17 protein-coding genes are annotated in these 17,422 nt (G+C 49.4%); 5 read left to right on the forward strand and 12 right to left on the reverse strand.

The window, feature by feature from the left end; genetic code table 11:
- Nucleotides 1–131: 131 nt before the first annotated feature.
- From ACR9Y8_RS05130 to bshB1, 7 genes are all read right to left on the reverse strand, one after another.
- Nucleotides 132–302: a DUF4295 family protein gene (locus tag ACR9Y8_RS05130; RefSeq protein WP_481212163.1), complete on the reverse strand. Its 171-nt coding sequence runs from the start codon at nt 300–302 to the stop codon at nt 132–134.
- A 90-nt stretch (nt 303–392) separates the two neighbouring features.
- On the reverse strand, nt 393–575 hold the full coding sequence (gene rpmG / locus ACR9Y8_RS05135; protein ID WP_481212164.1) for a 50S ribosomal protein L33: 183 nt from the start codon (nt 573–575) through the stop codon (nt 393–395).
- A gap of 27 nt (nt 576–602) precedes the next feature.
- Nucleotides 603–839 carry a 50S ribosomal protein L28 gene (gene rpmB, locus ACR9Y8_RS05140; RefSeq protein WP_145715343.1) on the reverse strand — a complete coding sequence of 79 codons (237 nt, stop codon included), beginning with the start codon at nt 837–839 and terminating at the stop codon, nt 603–605.
- Between the two features lie 259 nt (nt 840–1,098).
- Nucleotides 1,099–1,686: a carboxymuconolactone decarboxylase family protein gene (locus ACR9Y8_RS05145; protein ID WP_481212165.1), complete on the reverse strand. Its 588-nt coding sequence runs from the start codon at nt 1,684–1,686 to the stop codon at nt 1,099–1,101.
- Nucleotides 1,687–1,790: 104 nt separating this feature from the next.
- The gene (locus ACR9Y8_RS05150; protein ID WP_481212166.1) at nt 1,791–2,345 is read right to left on the reverse strand and encodes a peroxiredoxin; all 555 of its coding nucleotides are present in this window, start codon (nt 2,343–2,345) and stop codon (nt 1,791–1,793) included.
- A gap of 451 nt (nt 2,346–2,796) precedes the next feature.
- The gene (locus ACR9Y8_RS05155) at nt 2,797–3,702 is read right to left on the reverse strand and encodes a serine hydrolase (RefSeq protein WP_481212167.1); all 906 of its coding nucleotides are present in this window, start codon (nt 3,700–3,702) and stop codon (nt 2,797–2,799) included.
- A gap of 165 nt (nt 3,703–3,867) precedes the next feature.
- Nucleotides 3,868–4,596: a bacillithiol biosynthesis deacetylase BshB1 gene (gene bshB1 / locus ACR9Y8_RS05160; RefSeq protein WP_481212168.1), complete on the reverse strand. Its 729-nt coding sequence runs from the start codon at nt 4,594–4,596 to the stop codon at nt 3,868–3,870.
- A gap of 98 nt (nt 4,597–4,694) precedes the next feature.
- Here bshB1 and ACR9Y8_RS05165 point away from each other — a divergent pair, with 98 nt between their 5' ends.
- The 5 genes from ACR9Y8_RS05165 to ACR9Y8_RS05185 all read left to right on the forward strand — a co-directional run bounded on the left by ACR9Y8_RS05165 (nt 4,695) and on the right by ACR9Y8_RS05185 (nt 12,070).
- Entirely contained in the window at nt 4,695–5,651 is a 957-nt protein-coding gene (locus tag ACR9Y8_RS05165) for an endo-beta-N-acetylglucosaminidase H (protein ID WP_481212169.1), read from the forward strand.
- 153 nt (nt 5,652–5,804) lie between these two features.
- Entirely contained in the window at nt 5,805–6,830 is a 1,026-nt protein-coding gene (locus ACR9Y8_RS05170) for a substrate-binding domain-containing protein (protein WP_481212170.1), read from the forward strand.
- A 435-nt stretch (nt 6,831–7,265) separates the two neighbouring features.
- Complete coding sequence (locus ACR9Y8_RS05175) at nt 7,266–10,484, forward strand: SusC/RagA family TonB-linked outer membrane protein (RefSeq protein WP_481212171.1); 3,219 nt, start codon at nt 7,266–7,268, stop codon at nt 10,482–10,484.
- Nucleotides 10,485–10,512: 28 nt separating this feature from the next.
- Nucleotides 10,513–11,349 (forward strand): RagB/SusD family nutrient uptake outer membrane protein, encoded by an 837-nt coding sequence (locus ACR9Y8_RS05180; RefSeq protein WP_481212172.1) that lies wholly within the window; start codon nt 10,513–10,515, stop codon nt 11,347–11,349.
- Complete coding sequence (locus ACR9Y8_RS05185; protein WP_481212173.1) at nt 11,312–12,070, forward strand: RagB/SusD family nutrient uptake outer membrane protein; 759 nt, start codon at nt 11,312–11,314, stop codon at nt 12,068–12,070. The genes ACR9Y8_RS05180 and ACR9Y8_RS05185 overlap by 38 nt, the downstream gene beginning before the upstream one ends.
- A gap of 52 nt (nt 12,071–12,122) precedes the next feature.
- Here the strand turns inward: ACR9Y8_RS05185 and ACR9Y8_RS05190 are convergent, their stop codons facing one another.
- From ACR9Y8_RS05190 to ACR9Y8_RS05210, 5 genes are all read right to left on the reverse strand, one after another.
- Nucleotides 12,123–12,644 (reverse strand): hypothetical protein, encoded by a 522-nt coding sequence (locus ACR9Y8_RS05190; RefSeq protein ID WP_481212174.1) that lies wholly within the window; start codon nt 12,642–12,644, stop codon nt 12,123–12,125.
- 59 nt (nt 12,645–12,703) lie between these two features.
- Nucleotides 12,704–13,321: a DUF4294 domain-containing protein gene (locus ACR9Y8_RS05195; RefSeq protein ID WP_481212175.1), complete on the reverse strand. Its 618-nt coding sequence runs from the start codon at nt 13,319–13,321 to the stop codon at nt 12,704–12,706.
- Between the two features lie 76 nt (nt 13,322–13,397).
- On the reverse strand, nt 13,398–14,411 hold the full coding sequence (locus ACR9Y8_RS05200; RefSeq protein ID WP_481212176.1) for an alpha/beta hydrolase: 1,014 nt from the start codon (nt 14,409–14,411) through the stop codon (nt 13,398–13,400).
- A 99-nt stretch (nt 14,412–14,510) separates the two neighbouring features.
- Nucleotides 14,511–16,976, reverse strand: a complete 2,466-nt coding sequence (gene ccsA / locus ACR9Y8_RS05205) for a cytochrome c biogenesis protein CcsA (protein ID WP_481212177.1) — start codon at nt 16,974–16,976, stop codon at nt 14,511–14,513.
- 35 nt (nt 16,977–17,011) lie between these two features.
- A complete protein-coding gene (locus tag ACR9Y8_RS05210) occupies nt 17,012–17,410 on the reverse strand; it encodes a cytochrome c maturation protein CcmE domain-containing protein (protein WP_481212178.1) in 399 nt (132 codons plus the stop codon).
- Between the last annotated feature and the right edge of the window lie 12 nt (nt 17,411–17,422).

The following is a 17,422-nucleotide window of genomic DNA, read 5'->3' on the forward strand; positions in this document are numbered from 1 at the left end:
CAAAGGCGCTGCAATTTACATATTAATGAGGAAACATATGGGGTTATACCGGTTATGGACTAAGCACAAACACAAAAAGCTGTCCGCCAGGAACGGAACAGCTTCTTGCAGTATAATTTAGTAAAGCCGAATTACTTTTGGTTCATGTACTCCTGCACTTTATCCTTGTGCACAATAGCTTCTTTAAAAGTATAGGCGCCGGATTTCGGAGAACGTACCGCTTTGATCACTTTGGTCCACACTTTTGCTTCAGCAGCAGCCTTAGCATCTTTTTTGATCGCGGTCTTAGCTTGTTTTGCCATTGGTTTATTGGTTTATTGGTTTAATTGTGCTTACTGGTGTGAAACAGTTGCATACAACAACCATTTCGCCATACCGACAATTCAACAAAATTATTTAATTTCTTTGTGTACAGTCACCTTCCTCAGGATAGGGTTGTACTTCTTCAACTCCATACGTTCGGGAGTGTTCTTTTTGTTCTTGGTGGTGATATAACGGGAAGTACCCGGCTGACCGGAAGTCTTATGCTCGGTACATTCCAGAATAACTTGCACCCTGTTACCTTTCTTTGCCATTGTATATACAATTAGTGAATTCCGTAATTAAATTTCCTGTCCGGCTGCACGCAATTCCTTCACTACTGCATACAAACCTCTTTTGTTAATAGTCCTTAAACCGTCCGCAGACACTTTCAAGGATATCCAGCGATCTTCTTCCGCCAGGAAAAAACGCTTTTTCTGCAGGTTAGGCAGAAATCTTCTCTTTGTTTTGATATTAGAGAAGGAAACATGGTGACCTGTTATCGGCTTCTTTCCTGTCACCTGACATACTCTTGCCATGATCTTAAAAATTTTGGACTGCAAAAGTCCACCTTTTTTATTTATTTCGCAAATATTGTTGCGTAAATTTATTAACATTATCCGAATGTGCAAAAAGTGTAAATGCACCGACTAATAAAAACCGCTTAAAATCAATTGTTTAATTCGGTTCACTTCAACTTTTCCACATCCTCCAGTTTTAAGCAATACTATTTTACCAGGTTCTTTCCCAGGCTTCTCATAGGCTTCACCCAGGCTCATCCTTGCTCCGGGGCATTTGTTAAAATAATACCGCCAGGCTCCTCAGCACTGCTCCCAGCCTTACGGCGTCCAGCACCCGCTGTTGCTCAGTACCATGTTTCAATACTGCTTCCTCGTGGGAGGTAACACACATCTCACAGCCGTTCAGGGCAGAGATCACCAGGCTTAACAGCTCAAAGAACTCTTTACCCAGCACCGGGTTGGCCATTATGCTCATCCGGATACCCGCAGGTGTGGTGGTATAGAACTCCTTATTAACAAAATGCCTGAAACGGTAAAATACGTTATTGGCGTTCATCAGGGAAGTACAGCTGATGGCTTCCGCAATTTCCTTGTCGTTAGCCCCTTCCTGCTGCGCCAGCTTTTCAAAAGCCGCCTGCAGCACTGCGTGTTTTTCGTTCACCGCCACGGCTACCCCGATCAGGTAAGCTTCCTTTTTGCTCAGGGTGGCTGCGCCCAGCGAATTGGTAACGTTCAGTTTCAGATCTTTCAGGTAACGGGCATCCGTAGTGGCGAGGGTCTGCAGGTTCACCGGCAGGGTGGTGTCGGTAATGCCTACCGTCTGTAAAAGCTGGATGGCCGTATCATTATTAGTTGTAGCAAACATAGTCTCTTAAGTTTCAATGATTTGAAAATTTGAGGGTTTGAAAATCTGAAGGTGAACGTGTCAAACCTTCAAACCCTCAAACCCCCGGGATGTTAAAGCGTTTATTAAGCAGTCAGCGTAGCTTCGCCTTTCTGCCAGTTGCAAGGGCACAGCTCGTCGGTCTGCAGCGCATCCAGTACACGTACCACTTCTTTCACGTTACGGCCTACGTTCAGGTCGTACAGGGATACCCAGCGTACAATACCCTGGGGATCTACGATGAAGGTAGCGCGGTAAGCGATCTTTTCGTTAGCTTCCAGGATACCCAGTTCTTCAGCCAGGGATTTGGAAGTATCTGCCAGCATCGGGAAGTGCAGGCCACGCAGGTCTTCGTGGTCTTTTCTCCAGGCTAGGTGCACAAATTCGCTATCAGTAGAAGCGCCGATCAGGATAGCGTCACGGTCAGTGAAGTCCTGGAAGTGCTTGTTGAATTCTGCAATTTCGGTAGGGCACACAAAGGTGAAATCCTTAGGCCACCAGAACATTACCATCCATTTGCCGGAGTTTTTGATCTCTTCAGAAGAAATCTCATAGAACTCTTTGCCTTTTTCTAAGGAAACAACTGCCGTTTTCTTGAACTCGGGGAACTGAGACCCTACGGATAAAGTGACATTTTTCATTTGTATTGCTGATTTTTAATTTACATTCTCTTTTTGCCAAGCTTTGCGTAACATCCACGCATTTTAAGAACAGGTGCAAAGTTCTTCGTCTGTGTATAATAAATCAAATAGATTTTCAAGATGAGGTATTGATATTTTCTATAGCCCCCGCCTTAAACTATAGACAAGCCATATAGGCCCCCGTCCAGTCCGCAATCCTGCACACCTCCGCTAAACGGCCTTTTAGCAGGCAACCTTTTGACACCCGTATTCGTAACATTTTGGCACGTTATTTAGTTATTATTAGAGAAAAATTAAAAATTTGGCAGGTATGAAACTTAAGCATGTACTCTTGGTAATCATTACGGTGGGCCTTGCTTTGATTCCGTTTATCAAAAACAGTCTCAACAGACAGGATGAATTTGACGCTACCCAGGATCTGTTCATCTAGCGCCCTCGGATAACTTCACACTTAAAACTGCCCTACCCCAGGGTCAGGAACCCATTTGTCCCTTCTCTCATAATGTTTCCAGATAATCCTTGATACCGTCCGCAGCAGCTCCCAGGCCTCATTATCACGGTCCCAGCGCTGATCCAGGTTCTCCTTGGTAATAATGCTGTATACATAGTCCCCATGTGGGGCATTTACCATCACCACCTCCGAACGCGATGCATCGACCGCCCCGTTCTTCGACGCCGTTCTTACCCGTGGCGGCACCTGCAGCAATCCTTCTGTATCCCAGTAATTACGGCAAAGGTTGCGGTACATCCGCTCGCTGGCCGCCTTGCTGATCACTTCTCCCTTATAGATCATTTCCATCAGCCGGGCCATTTCCCCCGGCGTGGTCTGCCCCCAGCCATACTGGCTTCGGTTGGCCTCCCTGCCGGGCGTACGGCTGTTCACCCGGGTGCTCACAAAACCATGCGCCGCCAGCCAGGCATTGATCTGCTGCCCCCCTCCTGCCAGCGACTGTAGCCAAAGACTGGCGGTATTGTCGCTCATCGTCAGCATCAGCATCATTACCTTATCCAGGTCAATTTTATGCCCCTCCTTAAATGCTCCTAAGATATCCTCCTCACCCGGGTACAATAATGAATCCTTGTAGATCAGCGGCTGGTGATATTGCAACTCCCCCTTTGCGATCTTGTCAAAGATGCCTATCATGATAGGTACCTTGATGGTGCTCGCGGTAGGAAACACCGTATCCGCATTAATAGCCACCACCTTGTTTTGCTTCAGGTGATGCACATAAATGCCCGCTATACCGTGATGCTTCTCCAGGTAAGGGCGCAGCAAAGCGGCCAGGCGCTTGTCCTCCTGTTGGGAGAAAACGGTGCTGCTGATCAGCAGCCCAAAAAGTAAAAGGAAATATCTCATGTACAGTTGTCAGTTACTGGTTGACAGTTATCAGTTGACAGTTGTTAGTTGACAGTTATCAGTTGTCTGGTATCCGTTGAAAGTTGTCATTGATCTCAGCGAACATCCGTTTGATACTGTTTACTTTCAACTGACAACTGTCAACTGATAACTGTCAACTGTTTATCATGTAACCTCGTTGATCAGGTCTGCAAAGCTCCTGATCCCTACCGCCTTGGCGCTGGTATAGCCCTCCGCATACTCTACGCCTACCATTTTGCCCAGCATTTTGGCACGGTAGATCACACTTTCAAAGAAGGATGGGGAAGATATATAGGTTTGCAGGTTTTCATGCTGGGGCGCCAGGAACTGCGTCTTGAAGCAGCGGATGGCGTCCAGCTTCTTTTCCATCATAGGGCTGATGTCTACCACAAAATCCGGCTCATGGTACCTGTCCTGTAAAAAGTGGAATACCTGCTTCGGGCGCCAGGCTTGCTGCAGCTGTCCGTTAAAGGTGGTTTCCACTCTGCGCAAGCCTGCCAGGAAGCAGCTGTCGGCCACCAGCTTCGCCGCCCTGCCATGATCCGGATGACGGTCATCTATGGCGTTGGTCAGCACAATGTCAGGCTGGTATTTTCGTATAGCCGTAATAACGGCCAGTTGTTCCATTCTTTCATTCTTGAAAAACCCGTCTGCCAGCTCCAGGTTGTCCCTTACCGCCAGTCCCATCAGCGTTGCCGCCGCTTTTGCCTCAGCGGCGCGTGTTTCAGGTGTGCCACGGGTGCCCAGCTCTCCGCGGGTAATGTCTGCCACACCCACTTTCATCCCCTGGGCGGCATGTACCATCAGGGTGCCGGCGCAGGAAAGCTCCACATCGTCGGGATGGGCTGCAATCGCAAGTATATCCAGTTTCATGGGTGCAAAGGAACGTAAAAAGTTCGAAAGGATAAATACGCGCCCCGCGGCTATAATATAAATCCCCCTCTACGCGTATATACATTAAAACAACCCTGATGAAAACACTATTCAGTACCCCGCTGTTAACCGTTACGGCCGTATGCCTGTTCAGTTTCGCCTGCAAAAAAGATGCTGCACAGCCACCCGCTCCGCCGCCTCCGCAAGACACGATAAACGTCACTCCCGAAGCCAAGACCGGTCCCCTGAACGTGGTCTATATTGAAGTGAACAATAACAACTTTGCCAATGCAGGTTGCTATACCCTTAAAACAGGCGGACAAGCCTTCTTCGATATCGCTATCATATTTGCCGCCAATATCAACTATGATACCCAGGCCAGGAAAGCCGTGCTCTATAACAATCCCAATGTAAGCACGGTGCTGAACAACCGCGCGTCCTATATTCAGCCCCTGCAGGCTAAAGGCATTAAAGTGCTCCTTTCCGTGCTGGGCAACCACCAGGGCGCCGGCTTTGCTAATTTTACCAGCCGTGCCGGAGCAAAAGCCTTTGCCCAGCAGCTGAGCAGCGCCGTTACTGCTTACGGCCTCGATGGTGTCGACTTTGATGATGAATATGCAGAATATGGCAAGAACGGCCTGCCCCAGCCTAACGACAGCTCCTTCATCCTCCTGCTGGATGAGCTGCGCAAACTGATGCCCACCAAGACCATTACGCTTTACAATATCGGTCCGGCCGCAGCACGTTCTTCCTGGAACGGTAAAAAGACCGGCGATTTTATCAACTATGCCTGGAATCCCTACTACGGCAGCTACGCCCCTCCCACCTTTGCAGGTATGACCAAAAGCCAGCTGGGGCCTGCCGCCATCTGGATCAACCATACGTCCCTGTCAACCGCTGCCAACCTTGCACAAAGAACCATGAACGACGGCTACGGCGTAGTATTATACTACGACCTGCCACAGGCAGATATGAAGAACCACCTTTCCCGCACATCCCTCATCACACAAAAGGACAGTGTAAGAACCACCCCGGGATGCCTGCAGGCAAAATAAGGTTTGAGGTTTGAAGTTTGAGGTTTGAGGTTCCGGAGAAAGTGCGTCTACCTGGCACATGCATGCTGTCCCTGCCACTTCCAACGAACCTCAAACCTCAAACTTCAAACTTCAAACTTTTAAAAGTATCTTTCCTCCCCTTCGGGAGTAAATATGAAAAGAGTATCCCTTAAAGACGTAGCAAAAAAAGCCGGCGTGGCGCCTTCTACTGTTTCGTTGGTGCTGAACGGTAAAGCCAAACAAAGACGTATCAGCGACACACTGGCCGCAAAGATCGAGAGCCTGGCCAAAGCAGCAGGTTATCAACCGCATCCGGTAGCCGTCAACCTCCGCACCGGGCAATCCAGGATCCTGGGATTGATCGTGGAAAGCATCTCCGGCAGCTTCTTTGCCGCACTGGCCCGTACAATTGAGGAAGAAGCAGAACGCCATGGGTATAAAGTGCTCTATTGCAGCACAGAGAACAATCCCCGGAAAGGAAAGGAAATGATCGAGATGATGCTCAAACAACAGGTGGACGGTTATCTCATCACGCCCGCCCCCGGCATGGAAACAGAGATACAACAGCTGATGCAGCATCACCGGCCCCTTGTGCTGATGGACAGCTACTTCAAAGATGTAAGCACACCCTACGTGCTGGTAGATAATTACAAAGGCATGCGCTCCTGTGTAGATCACCTGCTGGAAAAAGGATACCGCAATATCGGCCTCGTTACGGCCGATCTGGATCTTGTGCAGCTGCAACAACGGGAACAGGCCTACCGTGATGCCTGCAAACAATACAACATCACTGCAGCTAAACAGCATGTGCTCAAATTAAAATACGATACACCGCAGGATGCCATCATCCGCCGCATCAGCACTTTCATTAAAAGTAAGCGTCAACCCGACGCGCTGGTCTTTGCTACCAACTACCTCGGTGTAGCCGGCCTCGAAGCAATTGATCGTCTTGCCTTGCGTATCCCCGAACACCTCGCAGTAGTTTGCTTTGATGACCACGACGTCTTCCGGCTTTACCCTCCCGGCATCAGCGCTTTTGAACAACCTATCGCCAGCATCGCTAAAACCGCCATCGCCTTATTGATGGAACAATTGAAGAACAGCAGCGCTGATAAAACAAAAAAACCATCGCAACAGATCCTGCTCGAAGGAAAATTGATCATGCGACGCTCTACCTGATATCAGTAAACGATATGATTGATATTATTTTTTACACATCCATTTTGGATTGTGAAAAAGAGTACTATTTTTACGGCGAAAGTTTTTTATTGATAAACCGTTAAGATTCCACATCATCACGGGAACTGAAGCGAACTAAAATTAAAGCGAACTAAAACTTGTAAACTAAAACCTTAAACCACGATATCAAGCATGTAACATGTACTGGCTGAAGATCCGGAAGGGTCTTTTTAAATAACCAAATGCTAAATCGATTTTGCTGTTAATGGGGAGGGACGCCCACGTTATGGTGCTGCTTTGCTATAAAGCCATCATATCTCTTTTGCCGCGCAAAGATAGCGGTATTTCTATTCTTTATTCGTCCCTCTCATTTGTGCTGTAACACTGCAGAGTCGATGTCATTCCACCTTTTAAACAACCTAAAAACCAAAGCGTATGAAGAAAACAACCTTTCTTATGCGAAGTGGCCTCCTAAGCACGTTATGGATATTTATGTGTTTAATGGCCTTTTCCCAGTCCAGGAAAATTTCCGGACAGGTAACTGACGCCAAGGACAAAAGCCCCTTACCGGGCGTGACCGTTCAGGCAAAAGGTACTGCTGTAGGTACCCAAACTAAACCTGACGGCTCATTCTCCCTGGATGTTCCCAAGGGCGCCAACGCCCTCGTATTCTCCTTCGTGGGTTACTCTACCCAGGAAGTATCACTGGGTAGCGGTTCAGAACTGAACGTTACACTCTCCTCAGATGTACGATCACTGCAGGACGTTGTAGTAGTAGGTTACGGTACGCAGAAAAGATCCGACATCACCGGCGCCGTAGCTACCGTTAAAACAGCACAATTACAGGAACGCCAGGTGCCTTCCGTGAACCAGGCGCTCGCCGGCCGTATCCCGGGTGTGAATGTAAGCGTAAACTCAGGTCGCCCAGGTGGCGCCACCCGTGTACGTATCCGCGGTTTCAGCTCCATCAACACCACCAGCAACCCGCTGTACATTATCGATGGTGTGATGCTGCCCGTAGGCACCCAAACACAGTTCTCTAACGCGATCGACTATATTAACCCGTCTGATATCGGGTCTGTAGAAGTACTGAAAGACGCTTCTGCGACGGCTATCTACGGTTCACGCGGCGCCAACGGCGTAGTGCTGGTAACTACCAAACGCGGTACCAAAGACGGTGGTCATATCAATTATGATGTTGACTTCAGCGTGCCTACCATCGGCCCGCATCGCGTAAAAATGCTGGATTCAAAAGAGTTCCTGTGGGTAGAAGAACAGGCGTATAAGAACGCACAGACCTACGATCCGGAAGGCTGGGCCAAAGGCAACTATTCCGATCCCGTAGTAAAAAGAAGAGACTACCTGGTAGGCAATACCCTCGGCAATCCTGAGCTGTTCAAAGTGGGCGCCGACGGTAATCCTGAGCCGCTGTACAATACAGACTGGCTGAAGGAAGCTACACAAAGCAAACTTTCCCAGAATCATCAGCTGTCTTTCACCAACGGTACGGAGAAAGGCTCCTATGGCGTCTTCCTGGGCTACCGCGATGATAACGGCCTGCTGCTGAACTCTTACCTGAAACGTTATTCTGCCCGCTTCACTTTTGATACAGAACTGAAAGACTGGATCTCTGTAGGCGGTAACCTCAGCTATAACAACCAGAAAGAAAATTTGGTGGATATCGGTACCGGCGGACTGAACTCCGTGCGTATGATCACAGAAGGCCTGCCTATCCTGCCGGTTAAATATACCAGCGGTAAATATGCAGGTACCTACGCAGGTAACTGGCAGTACAAAGGCATGGAAGGTGGTGAAAACCCGGTGAACATCATGAACAACCGCTTCTATGAGCTGTATACGCAAACCCTGCTGGGTAACGTGTATGTAAACCTGCACCTGGCGCCGGGACTGGAACTGCGCTCCGTATTAGGCGCTGATGTGGTTACACGCCAGCGTAACGAATACAGCGGCCGTAACCTGAACCAGATCTCCCAGGGCCAGAAAGGCCGTGCTGTGCTGGATGACAACCGCGAAACTTTTTATTCTTCAGAAACTTATCTGACCTATAACAAGAAGTTTAACGAGATCCACAACTTTACCGGCATGGTGGGCGCCTCCTGGTATGAAACCAATGTGAAAGGTTTCACTACCTACGGCGAAGGCTTCCTGACAGACTACTTCAAGTATAACAACTTAGGCTCTGCCTCCACTTTACCAACACCCGAATCACGCAATACCAGGTTCGCCTTCAACTCTTACTATGGCCGTATCAACTACGGTTTGATGGATAAATACCTGGTAACGCTGACCGGCCGTATAGACGGTTCTTCCAAGTTCGGTGAATCCAATAAGTATGCGTTCTTCCCCTCTGCAGCATTTGCCTGGAGAGCGTCTGAAGAACCTTTCCTGAAAGGCAATCCAACCGTTTCACACCTGAAGCTGCGTACCAGCTATGGTCTCACAGGTAACTCTGAAACCAGTCCCTACGCTTCACTGGGTGCGCTCGGTCCCCGTTATACCGGCTTCGGTGGCGGCGCCAACTTTGACTATACTGCTATCTTCAATGGTAACAGGGCTACCGGTATCGGTATCAACCGCCTCTCCAATCCTGACCTGAAATGGGAAAAAACCCAGCAGGCAGACTTGGGCCTCGAGCTCGGCCTGTTCCACAACCGCATCTCATTTGAAGCCGATATCTACTACAGGAAAACAACAGACATGCTGCTCGAAGCGCCCCTGCCCTTCTCCAGCGGTTATTCTGTAGTAGTCAGCAACGTAGGCAGCATGGAGAATAAAGGTTGGGAATTAGCGCTGAATACTATCAACATCGACAGCAAAGACTTCACCTGGAATACCACCTTCAATATCGCCGGCAACAAGAACAAAGTGCTCTCACTGGCCACTCCGGCGCCTATCTTCAGTGGTAACCCGAACTTCACCAACTTCACCGGTATCATCAAAGTGGGCGAATCTGTAGGTTCCTTCTGGGGCCTGAACCGCATCGGTACCTGGAGCGACAAAGACGCAGCTGAAGCAGCTAAATTTGCCAGCTACCGTTCCAGCAAGACCATCCTGCCCGGTGACATCAAGTATGAAGATGTGAATGGCGACTACCAGATCAATGATGCTGACCGTAAGATCATCGGTAACAACAACCCTGATTTCTACGGTTCATTCATCAACTCTTTCCGTTATAAGAACTGGGACCTGACACTGGACCTGCAGTTCACCTACGGCAACGACGTGCTGAATATGACCAAACACTCCGGCGAAGACCGTGTGGCCATTGCCAACAGCTATAAAACAGTGCTGAACGCATGGACGCCGCAAAACCAGAACACCCCCATCGCTGCTTTACGCGATACCAGGGCTGGTTATGTAACCAACGTAGATACCCGTTGGGTAGAGGATGGCTCCTTCCTCCGTGGCAGGAACCTGCTGCTGGGATACACTTTCAAAGAAGGCACACTGAAAAGATACCACCTGAGCAAACTCAGGATCTATGGTTCTGTGCAGAACTTCTTCCTCGTAACCAGCTACAGCGGCAACGATCCGGAAGTAAGCACCTACGACCAGGCATTTACGCAGGGTCAGACCTTCTTCGACTATCCCAAGCCCACCACCTTTACACTGGGCCTGAACGTTGGACTGTAATTCATTGCTAATTAAAAAGATTATTATCATGCAACTGACAATAAAACGATTCTGTCTGATACTGGTTTGTGGGGCGATGCTCGCAGTGTCCGGTTGTTCGAAGTTCCTGGAAGAGGAGGATCCCTCCACCCTCACACCGGATAACTTTTATACACTGCCCGAACATGCTGATGCAGCAGTGGCTGCCATCTATGCCAACCTGCGCTTTATCGGCAACGGAACCGGCATCTTCTCCAACAACTATCAGCTGCTGGAAGCGCCTACAGGCACTACCACTTCCGAGACCGGTCAGAACTCCGATCTTAATAACCTGATCAACCTCGCTTACAACCCGGATAACCTGCACGTAAGACAATGGTGGCAGAACCTGTATCTGAACATTGCCAACTGTAACCAGGCAATCGAGAAGATCCCGGGCATTCCTACCTTTACTACCACAGATGAAAACCTGAAGAAAAAGTGCCTCGGTGAAGCGCGCTTCCTGCGTGCACTGCACTACTTCTGGCTGGTAAGACTGTGGGGAGATGTGCCGATGGTGACAAGACAGATCCAGAGCAACAAAGATCCTGAACTGTATCCTAAACGTGCTTCCCAGGATAGCATCTATTCCCTGATAGTAAGCGATCTTACCGCAGCAGAAACCGCTGGCTTACCGCAGACAGATGCAAGCGGAAGAGCATCCCTCGGCGCCGTTAAATCACTGTTGGCCAGCGTATATCTTACTATGGCAGGAGAACCGCTGAAGAAAGCCGGTTATTACAAACTTGCTGCAGACAAAGCAAAAGAAGTGATCGACAATGGTAGCTTTCAGCTGTTTGCCAGCTACGATGCGCTGCACGACCCTGAAGATCAAGAACACCGGTGAGCTGATCTTCGAAGTGCAGTATGCGCAAGGCATCGTAAACAATCCTTTCCAGGAAAGCATGTTACCTAACTTTGGCGGCATTTCCGCCTATGGTACACAGGTAGGCAGCACCATTCCTACAAGGGCCTTCTACGATTCTTATGAAGCAGGAGATAAACGTGTACAGGAACAACAATTCTTCTACACCAAATATTATGTAAACGGATACGAATCCACCGTAAAGGAGCTGAACAAGCCCTACATCTTCAAGCATTTCGACAAGGTGGCTAACGGTACGCTGGGTACAAAAGGTACCTCCCAGAGTGGCATGAACTGGCCCCTGATCCGTTACGCAGAAGTACTGCTTACCTATGCTGAAGCGCAGAACGAAGCAGACGGCGCACCGAATGCCCAGGCTATCGCCGCGCTGAAAGCGATCCGCGACCGCGCCGGGCTAACCACACCTGCTACTTTCACGCAGGCCGACTTCCGCCTGGCTGTATGGCGCGAGCGTTGGCACGAGCTGTGCTACGAAGGCAAAACCTGGTTCGACATGGTACGTCTTCGTAAAGCATATAACGAAACAACCAACAATTTCGACAACTTCGTAGGTCACAAGTTCAACTACGGTACCGCTAACGCGCCTACCCTGCAGGAAAAGCACTTGCTGTTCCCGCTGCCTACGCTGGAGTATAACAACAACCCGAACCTGCGCCCGCAGAACCCGGGATACGTGCAGTAATTAACCATACCACATAAAAAAAACCCAGGAACGGTAATCGTTCCTGGGTTTTTTATTTCTGCTTTATGACGTTTTCTTTTGTCTTGATAATGACCCTTACCTCCTCCTCCCTTATCTTCGACACCTTCTTGGCGGATGCCTGCTGTCCCCCCTCTACCCTGATCTCCGCTATATCCTTCGGCGCTAAAGTAGCCAACTGCGATTCCCGGTTAATGGTCAACACACTGTCACCTATGATATACTGAAAGCTGCTGTCGCTGCCATAACGCTGCAAGGCAGCCGCATAAGCAGGCGAAAGATCACTGAACATCCGGTTATAACGCTTACGTGCAAACGCCTTTGTTTCTACATAAAATACTCCGCTGGCGGCCCGCTCCCCGAATTTCTCCACCGTCTTCTTTCCCCGCGCGATGGTGATCATGGCGATCTGGTCAGGGCTTAGCCCGTTCATCGCTTCAGCCCCTACTTCCACACTGTCAATTATAAATACCTGTATCGGCTCGTCTGTTTCTTCCTGCGCCAGCGCCGCCATTCCCGGCAGCAATAAGAATAATAGCGTTATCAATGGTTTCATACCATCAAACTTAACCAATAATTCAACAGGAAAAATAGAAGGAATGTTAAAATGAGGGGTTAATTATACGCTCTGTAATACCTGTACATCTCTATCTCCTGCACAATCTCCTCTATATCATGATCTTCCTCGGTATCATACTCGCTCTTCAGGTTTCCGCCAAAGAAGAACGCCACCGTCTGCCATAAACGGGCGTTAAAACCGCCTTTCAGCTCCTTGATGATCTCGTAACAATTCTCACCCGTTTCGCGGTCTATCAGTTTCATCAATACCTTTCCCTGGTAAATAGAGAGATTTTCCAGCTTATCCCCGAACTCGGCCTTCAGCTCCTTTTCCTTGGTAGCCAGGTAAGCCTTACGTGCCTTTTTATTATCCAGGGAGGCCAGGTGCCCGTTCACATCTTTCAGTATGCGGGCGGCTGATTTTGCATAGGGATACGTTACATATACCGCATTCCGTAAACGCGTCCAGCGCTCCCGCTGTTTGCGCAGCTTACGCGGCAGCTTTTCCGTTATCTCAAATATCTGGAGGGTAATGGAAGGAAGGGTATCCGTGCCGACGATCACCGCTCTCACCTGCATACCTCCCTCCTGCGCAGTTTGCGCCAGGGCATCATTCCGGTATAGGAAAGTGCACATAAGCATGGTGAGGAATAAAGTGATCTTAAGACGGCACATGTAAACTTTAACGAAATTTTATTTATTAAAGTTACACATTTCGCGTAATGAATGGCATTCCGGGGGCAAATTCATTTCACTTTCCATCTAAGGGCTTTAATTTCAATACCTGTTCAGAAAAATTAAAAATAGCCCGCTCTACACCCGGCACATCATGCGATACCAGTGAGCTTCCCAGCACATGGGCGCCCGCCCCCGGTATAGCTACTGCCGCTTTCCGGTCTTCCGGCGTGCCTAGCTCCTTTTCCATGTTCAGGATAGCAGCTACCCTTACAGTGGGGTCCTGGTGCTGCTCGTCTTTATAATAATAGAGGTTCAGGATGGGTTGATGTATTTTCCTGAAAGTGGAGCTTGTCATGGTGGTTTCCAGCAGGTTCTGTAATTCAGACACTGCTTCCAGGCGGTAGGTCGTATTCCAGTATCTGGACACCTGCGGGTCGCCGGCGCCGCTGGTGTGATTATACAAGCCGCCTTTTACCTGTCGCGCCAGTTGCAGTCCCCAGGGATTATTGGCCAGGAAAGCGAGGCGGTCGTTGATCTCAATATTGGGCGACATATTGATCAGGGCATATACCTCCTTCGGATACTCCGCCGCCAGCTTCAGCGCCAGCGTACCACCGGTGGAAGTACTCATTACGATCACCTTATCACCCAGTGCACGCCCGATGCTGAGCGCTTCCCGGGCATCCCGCCACAATCCGGCGGCGGTCATGGTCAGCAAAGGTTCGGAAGTGTCAATACCGTGACCATCCAGGCGCGTGTAGAAAATATTACAGCCATATCTAGCGGCAAAATCAGCGGCTACCGGATCGCCTTCGCGGCGGCTGGCGGAAAAACCATGCAGGTAAATAACGCTGTAGGGAGTTTTGCGGTGCAGGGAATCGTGCCATACAATGCGGGCCTCATTATCGGGCTTCAACCGGTGACGGCTTTCCCGGGCTGTTACATATTGTTCCAGTCCAACGGAATCAGCCGGTACTACTGGCAGGGATATTCCATACTTTGGTGTAGCTGGTTCAGGGCCAAACCAGTACACGATAGCGAGTATTGCTATAACCGCCAGGGTTATACGCAACCATCTGCGTTTCATAGATAATTAATAATTAAGAATTAACAATGAATAATAGCATTCACAAGTGCCAGGCTTGACACTAATGTACTTATATTATTAATTATTCATTATTAATTATTAATTGCGCAGCCGCACCCGCTGATAGATGCTCATTAAAAATCCCGCTATCATGATCAGTATCCCTATCCACAACACATTGATAAAGGGGAAAATGAACGCCTTCAGCACTATATAGTCATCGAACGTCGCAGATTCCTTCACCTCCAGCTCGATCTTGTTCTCGTTCGGAAGTATCTTGGCAAAACGAACATACAAGGATAACTGATGGGCGGTATCCGGTACGTTATATTGATATGTATTGTTACGGATAAAATATACCGGCTCCAGGGTAGACTGCATGCCGTCCTTGGTATGCACCTGCAATTGCGCGCCTACGGCCAGGTCGCCTTCCTGGGCCGCCGCCTGGTAGTTCTTGTTCTGCGGAGATTTCTGCAGGCCGCTGTACACAATATAGCCGTTGGAGAAGAAAACGGAATCTCCCTCCTTGATCTCATGATGGCTATATTGCGCCGTATCGCTGCCCTCATCCTTACGTGGTACCGCCGTTACATAAGTAAAGATGTCGCGGGTCAGGTAATGACGGGAAGACGGGTTAGGCGTCAGCCCCTCCTGTCCTTTGGTATTGATGAACGCATCCGGGTACAGGGTGAAATTCTCCAGTGGTTGTCCCGTAGCAGGGTCTTTCTTCTCATACCTTACCACGTAATAGGTTTTCGGATCGCCTGCTGCCGTAGAGTCGCCTGCGTAGGTCACATGGTAATCGCCCATCTGTATCGGGAAATTCCTGGGCAGCATCAGGTTCTCGCGCGGGTTCTCCTTGCTTTCCTTGCCAAAGAAACCGCCGTCCAGCATCTTCATACGGTCTATGGAGATCACTTCCCGCTTGGAGGCAGAGATCAGGATGCCCAGCAATACCAGGCCAAAACCGATATGCGCAATTGAAGCACCGGCAGATTTCATCTTGCCTTTCAGGCCTTTGAAAATATATACGCCGTTACCCACTACCGCATATACACTGGCAAACAGCATAATATACAATGCGGTCAGGTAACCGGCCCCGTACAAATTATAATTGATCTTGCCCAGCCAACCGATCAGCACTGTTGCTACCAGTGAGATCACCGTAGGCCATAACAGGTTCTTACCTGCTATCTTACGCGGCGTGTCTTTATATTTCAAGAACTGTACAATAGCGGTGAGCAGGCCCACCACGATCGCCACCCATACCTGGATCTTGTTGTAATGGAACACCGGCTCCAGTGGCGGCGCCAGGTTCAGCTTAAACATTTTGTTCCACACGGGGATGGAAGTAGTGAAGGTGATCTGGATAGCCGCGATCAGCAATACCAGCGCGCCTACAAACATCCAGAACTCGCGGGAGTAAGTGCTTTCCTCTTTCTTCACGTCCGGGATCTCTTTTCTGCGCACGATCAGCATCACAAAAGCCGGGATGGTGAATACCGCCATATATACCAGCAGCTGTCCGCTCATGCCCAGGTCGGTGAAGGAGTGCACGGAAGTTTCTCCCAGCACACCGCTCCGGGTCAGGAAAGTAGAGTACAGGATCAGTACAAAGGAAATAAAGAAGAAGAAGAAGGTAGATTTCAGCGCATGCCCGGTAGACTTGAACGCCAGCAGGGTATGAACGCCGGCTATCAGCGTGAGCCAGGGCACCAGGGAGGCGTTCTCCACTGGGTCCCATGCCCAGTAGCCGCCAAAGGTAAGCGACTCATACGCCCAGGCGGCGCCCATCATAATACCGGTACCCAGCATCATGGCGGCAAACAAGGCCCAGGGGAGGGCTGGTTTGGTCCACTCTTTATATTCACGGGTCCAGAGCCCGCCAAAAGCAAATGCAAAAGGAACGATCATAGAGGCAAAGCCCAGGAACAGCACCGGCGGATGTATCACCATCCAGTAGTTCTGCAGCAGCGGGTTCAGCCCGTTACCGTCTGTGATCCTTTCCAGGTAATTGGGCATGCTTACCCAGGGCAGGTTAATATTCTCCTCCGCCTGCCTTAACAGCAGGAAAGGATTGCTGCCTACACGGTAGCCCAGTATATAGATCCCCAGCAGCATACTGGCCAGGCAGACCTGTGCAAAGGAAAGTACTGTCATTACAGGCGCTTCCCAGCGTTTGGAAGTAAAGATCAGGATGATCCCCAGCACGCTGTGCCAGATGCTCCAAAGCAGGAAACTACCCTCCTGGTCGGCCCAGAAGCTGGACAGCAGGTATTTTACCTCCAGTGTGCGCGATGAGTTGCGCCACACATACTTATATTCAAAGAAGTGATTGTACAGTACGTAGTATAAAATGCCGAATACGGCAAAAACAGAGGCAGCTTCTATGATAAATGCCCAGCGGGCCAGCAGCTTCCAGGAGGATTGCAGCTGTGCTTCCCTGGCCCTGACAACGTTGAAGTAAGCAATGGTGGCTACCAGTGATGCTATAAAAGAGAGTACTGCAAAGAAATGTCCCAACTGTCCGGGCAGCAGGTGTTCCCCTATGTATTTTGTTTCCAAGATGTTACGCTGAATTAGTAATGAATGGTGGCAGCCTACATTTGTTTGGTGCCCATGGCAATCTGGTCGTCTTTATACTTGGAAGGGCACTTCATCAGTATCTTGTTGCAGTGGAACTCCTCTCCCTCGATCTTACCGGTCAGCACCAGCTGCTCGGCCTTCTCGAAATCTGTAGGCTTGGTGCCGTAGAATATTACCTTGCGGGTTTCACCTACCTTATCTTTCACGTAGAATGTGAAATAGTTGGCATCCTTTACAGGATCGTATGTGAGCTGCTGGGTTTTGTCCAGCACCCCGATCACATGATATTCCTTACCTTCTTTTTCCTTCGCCGTAGCAAATGTTTCATAGGTACTGAAATCCCCTACCATTGTAACAATTACACCGATGGCCACTGCGATCACTATCAGTAAGATGATGTTTGTTTTCTTCATAGCTTAAAATTT

The organism is Chitinophaga sp. SVR4-12A, from assembly GCF_056754765.1.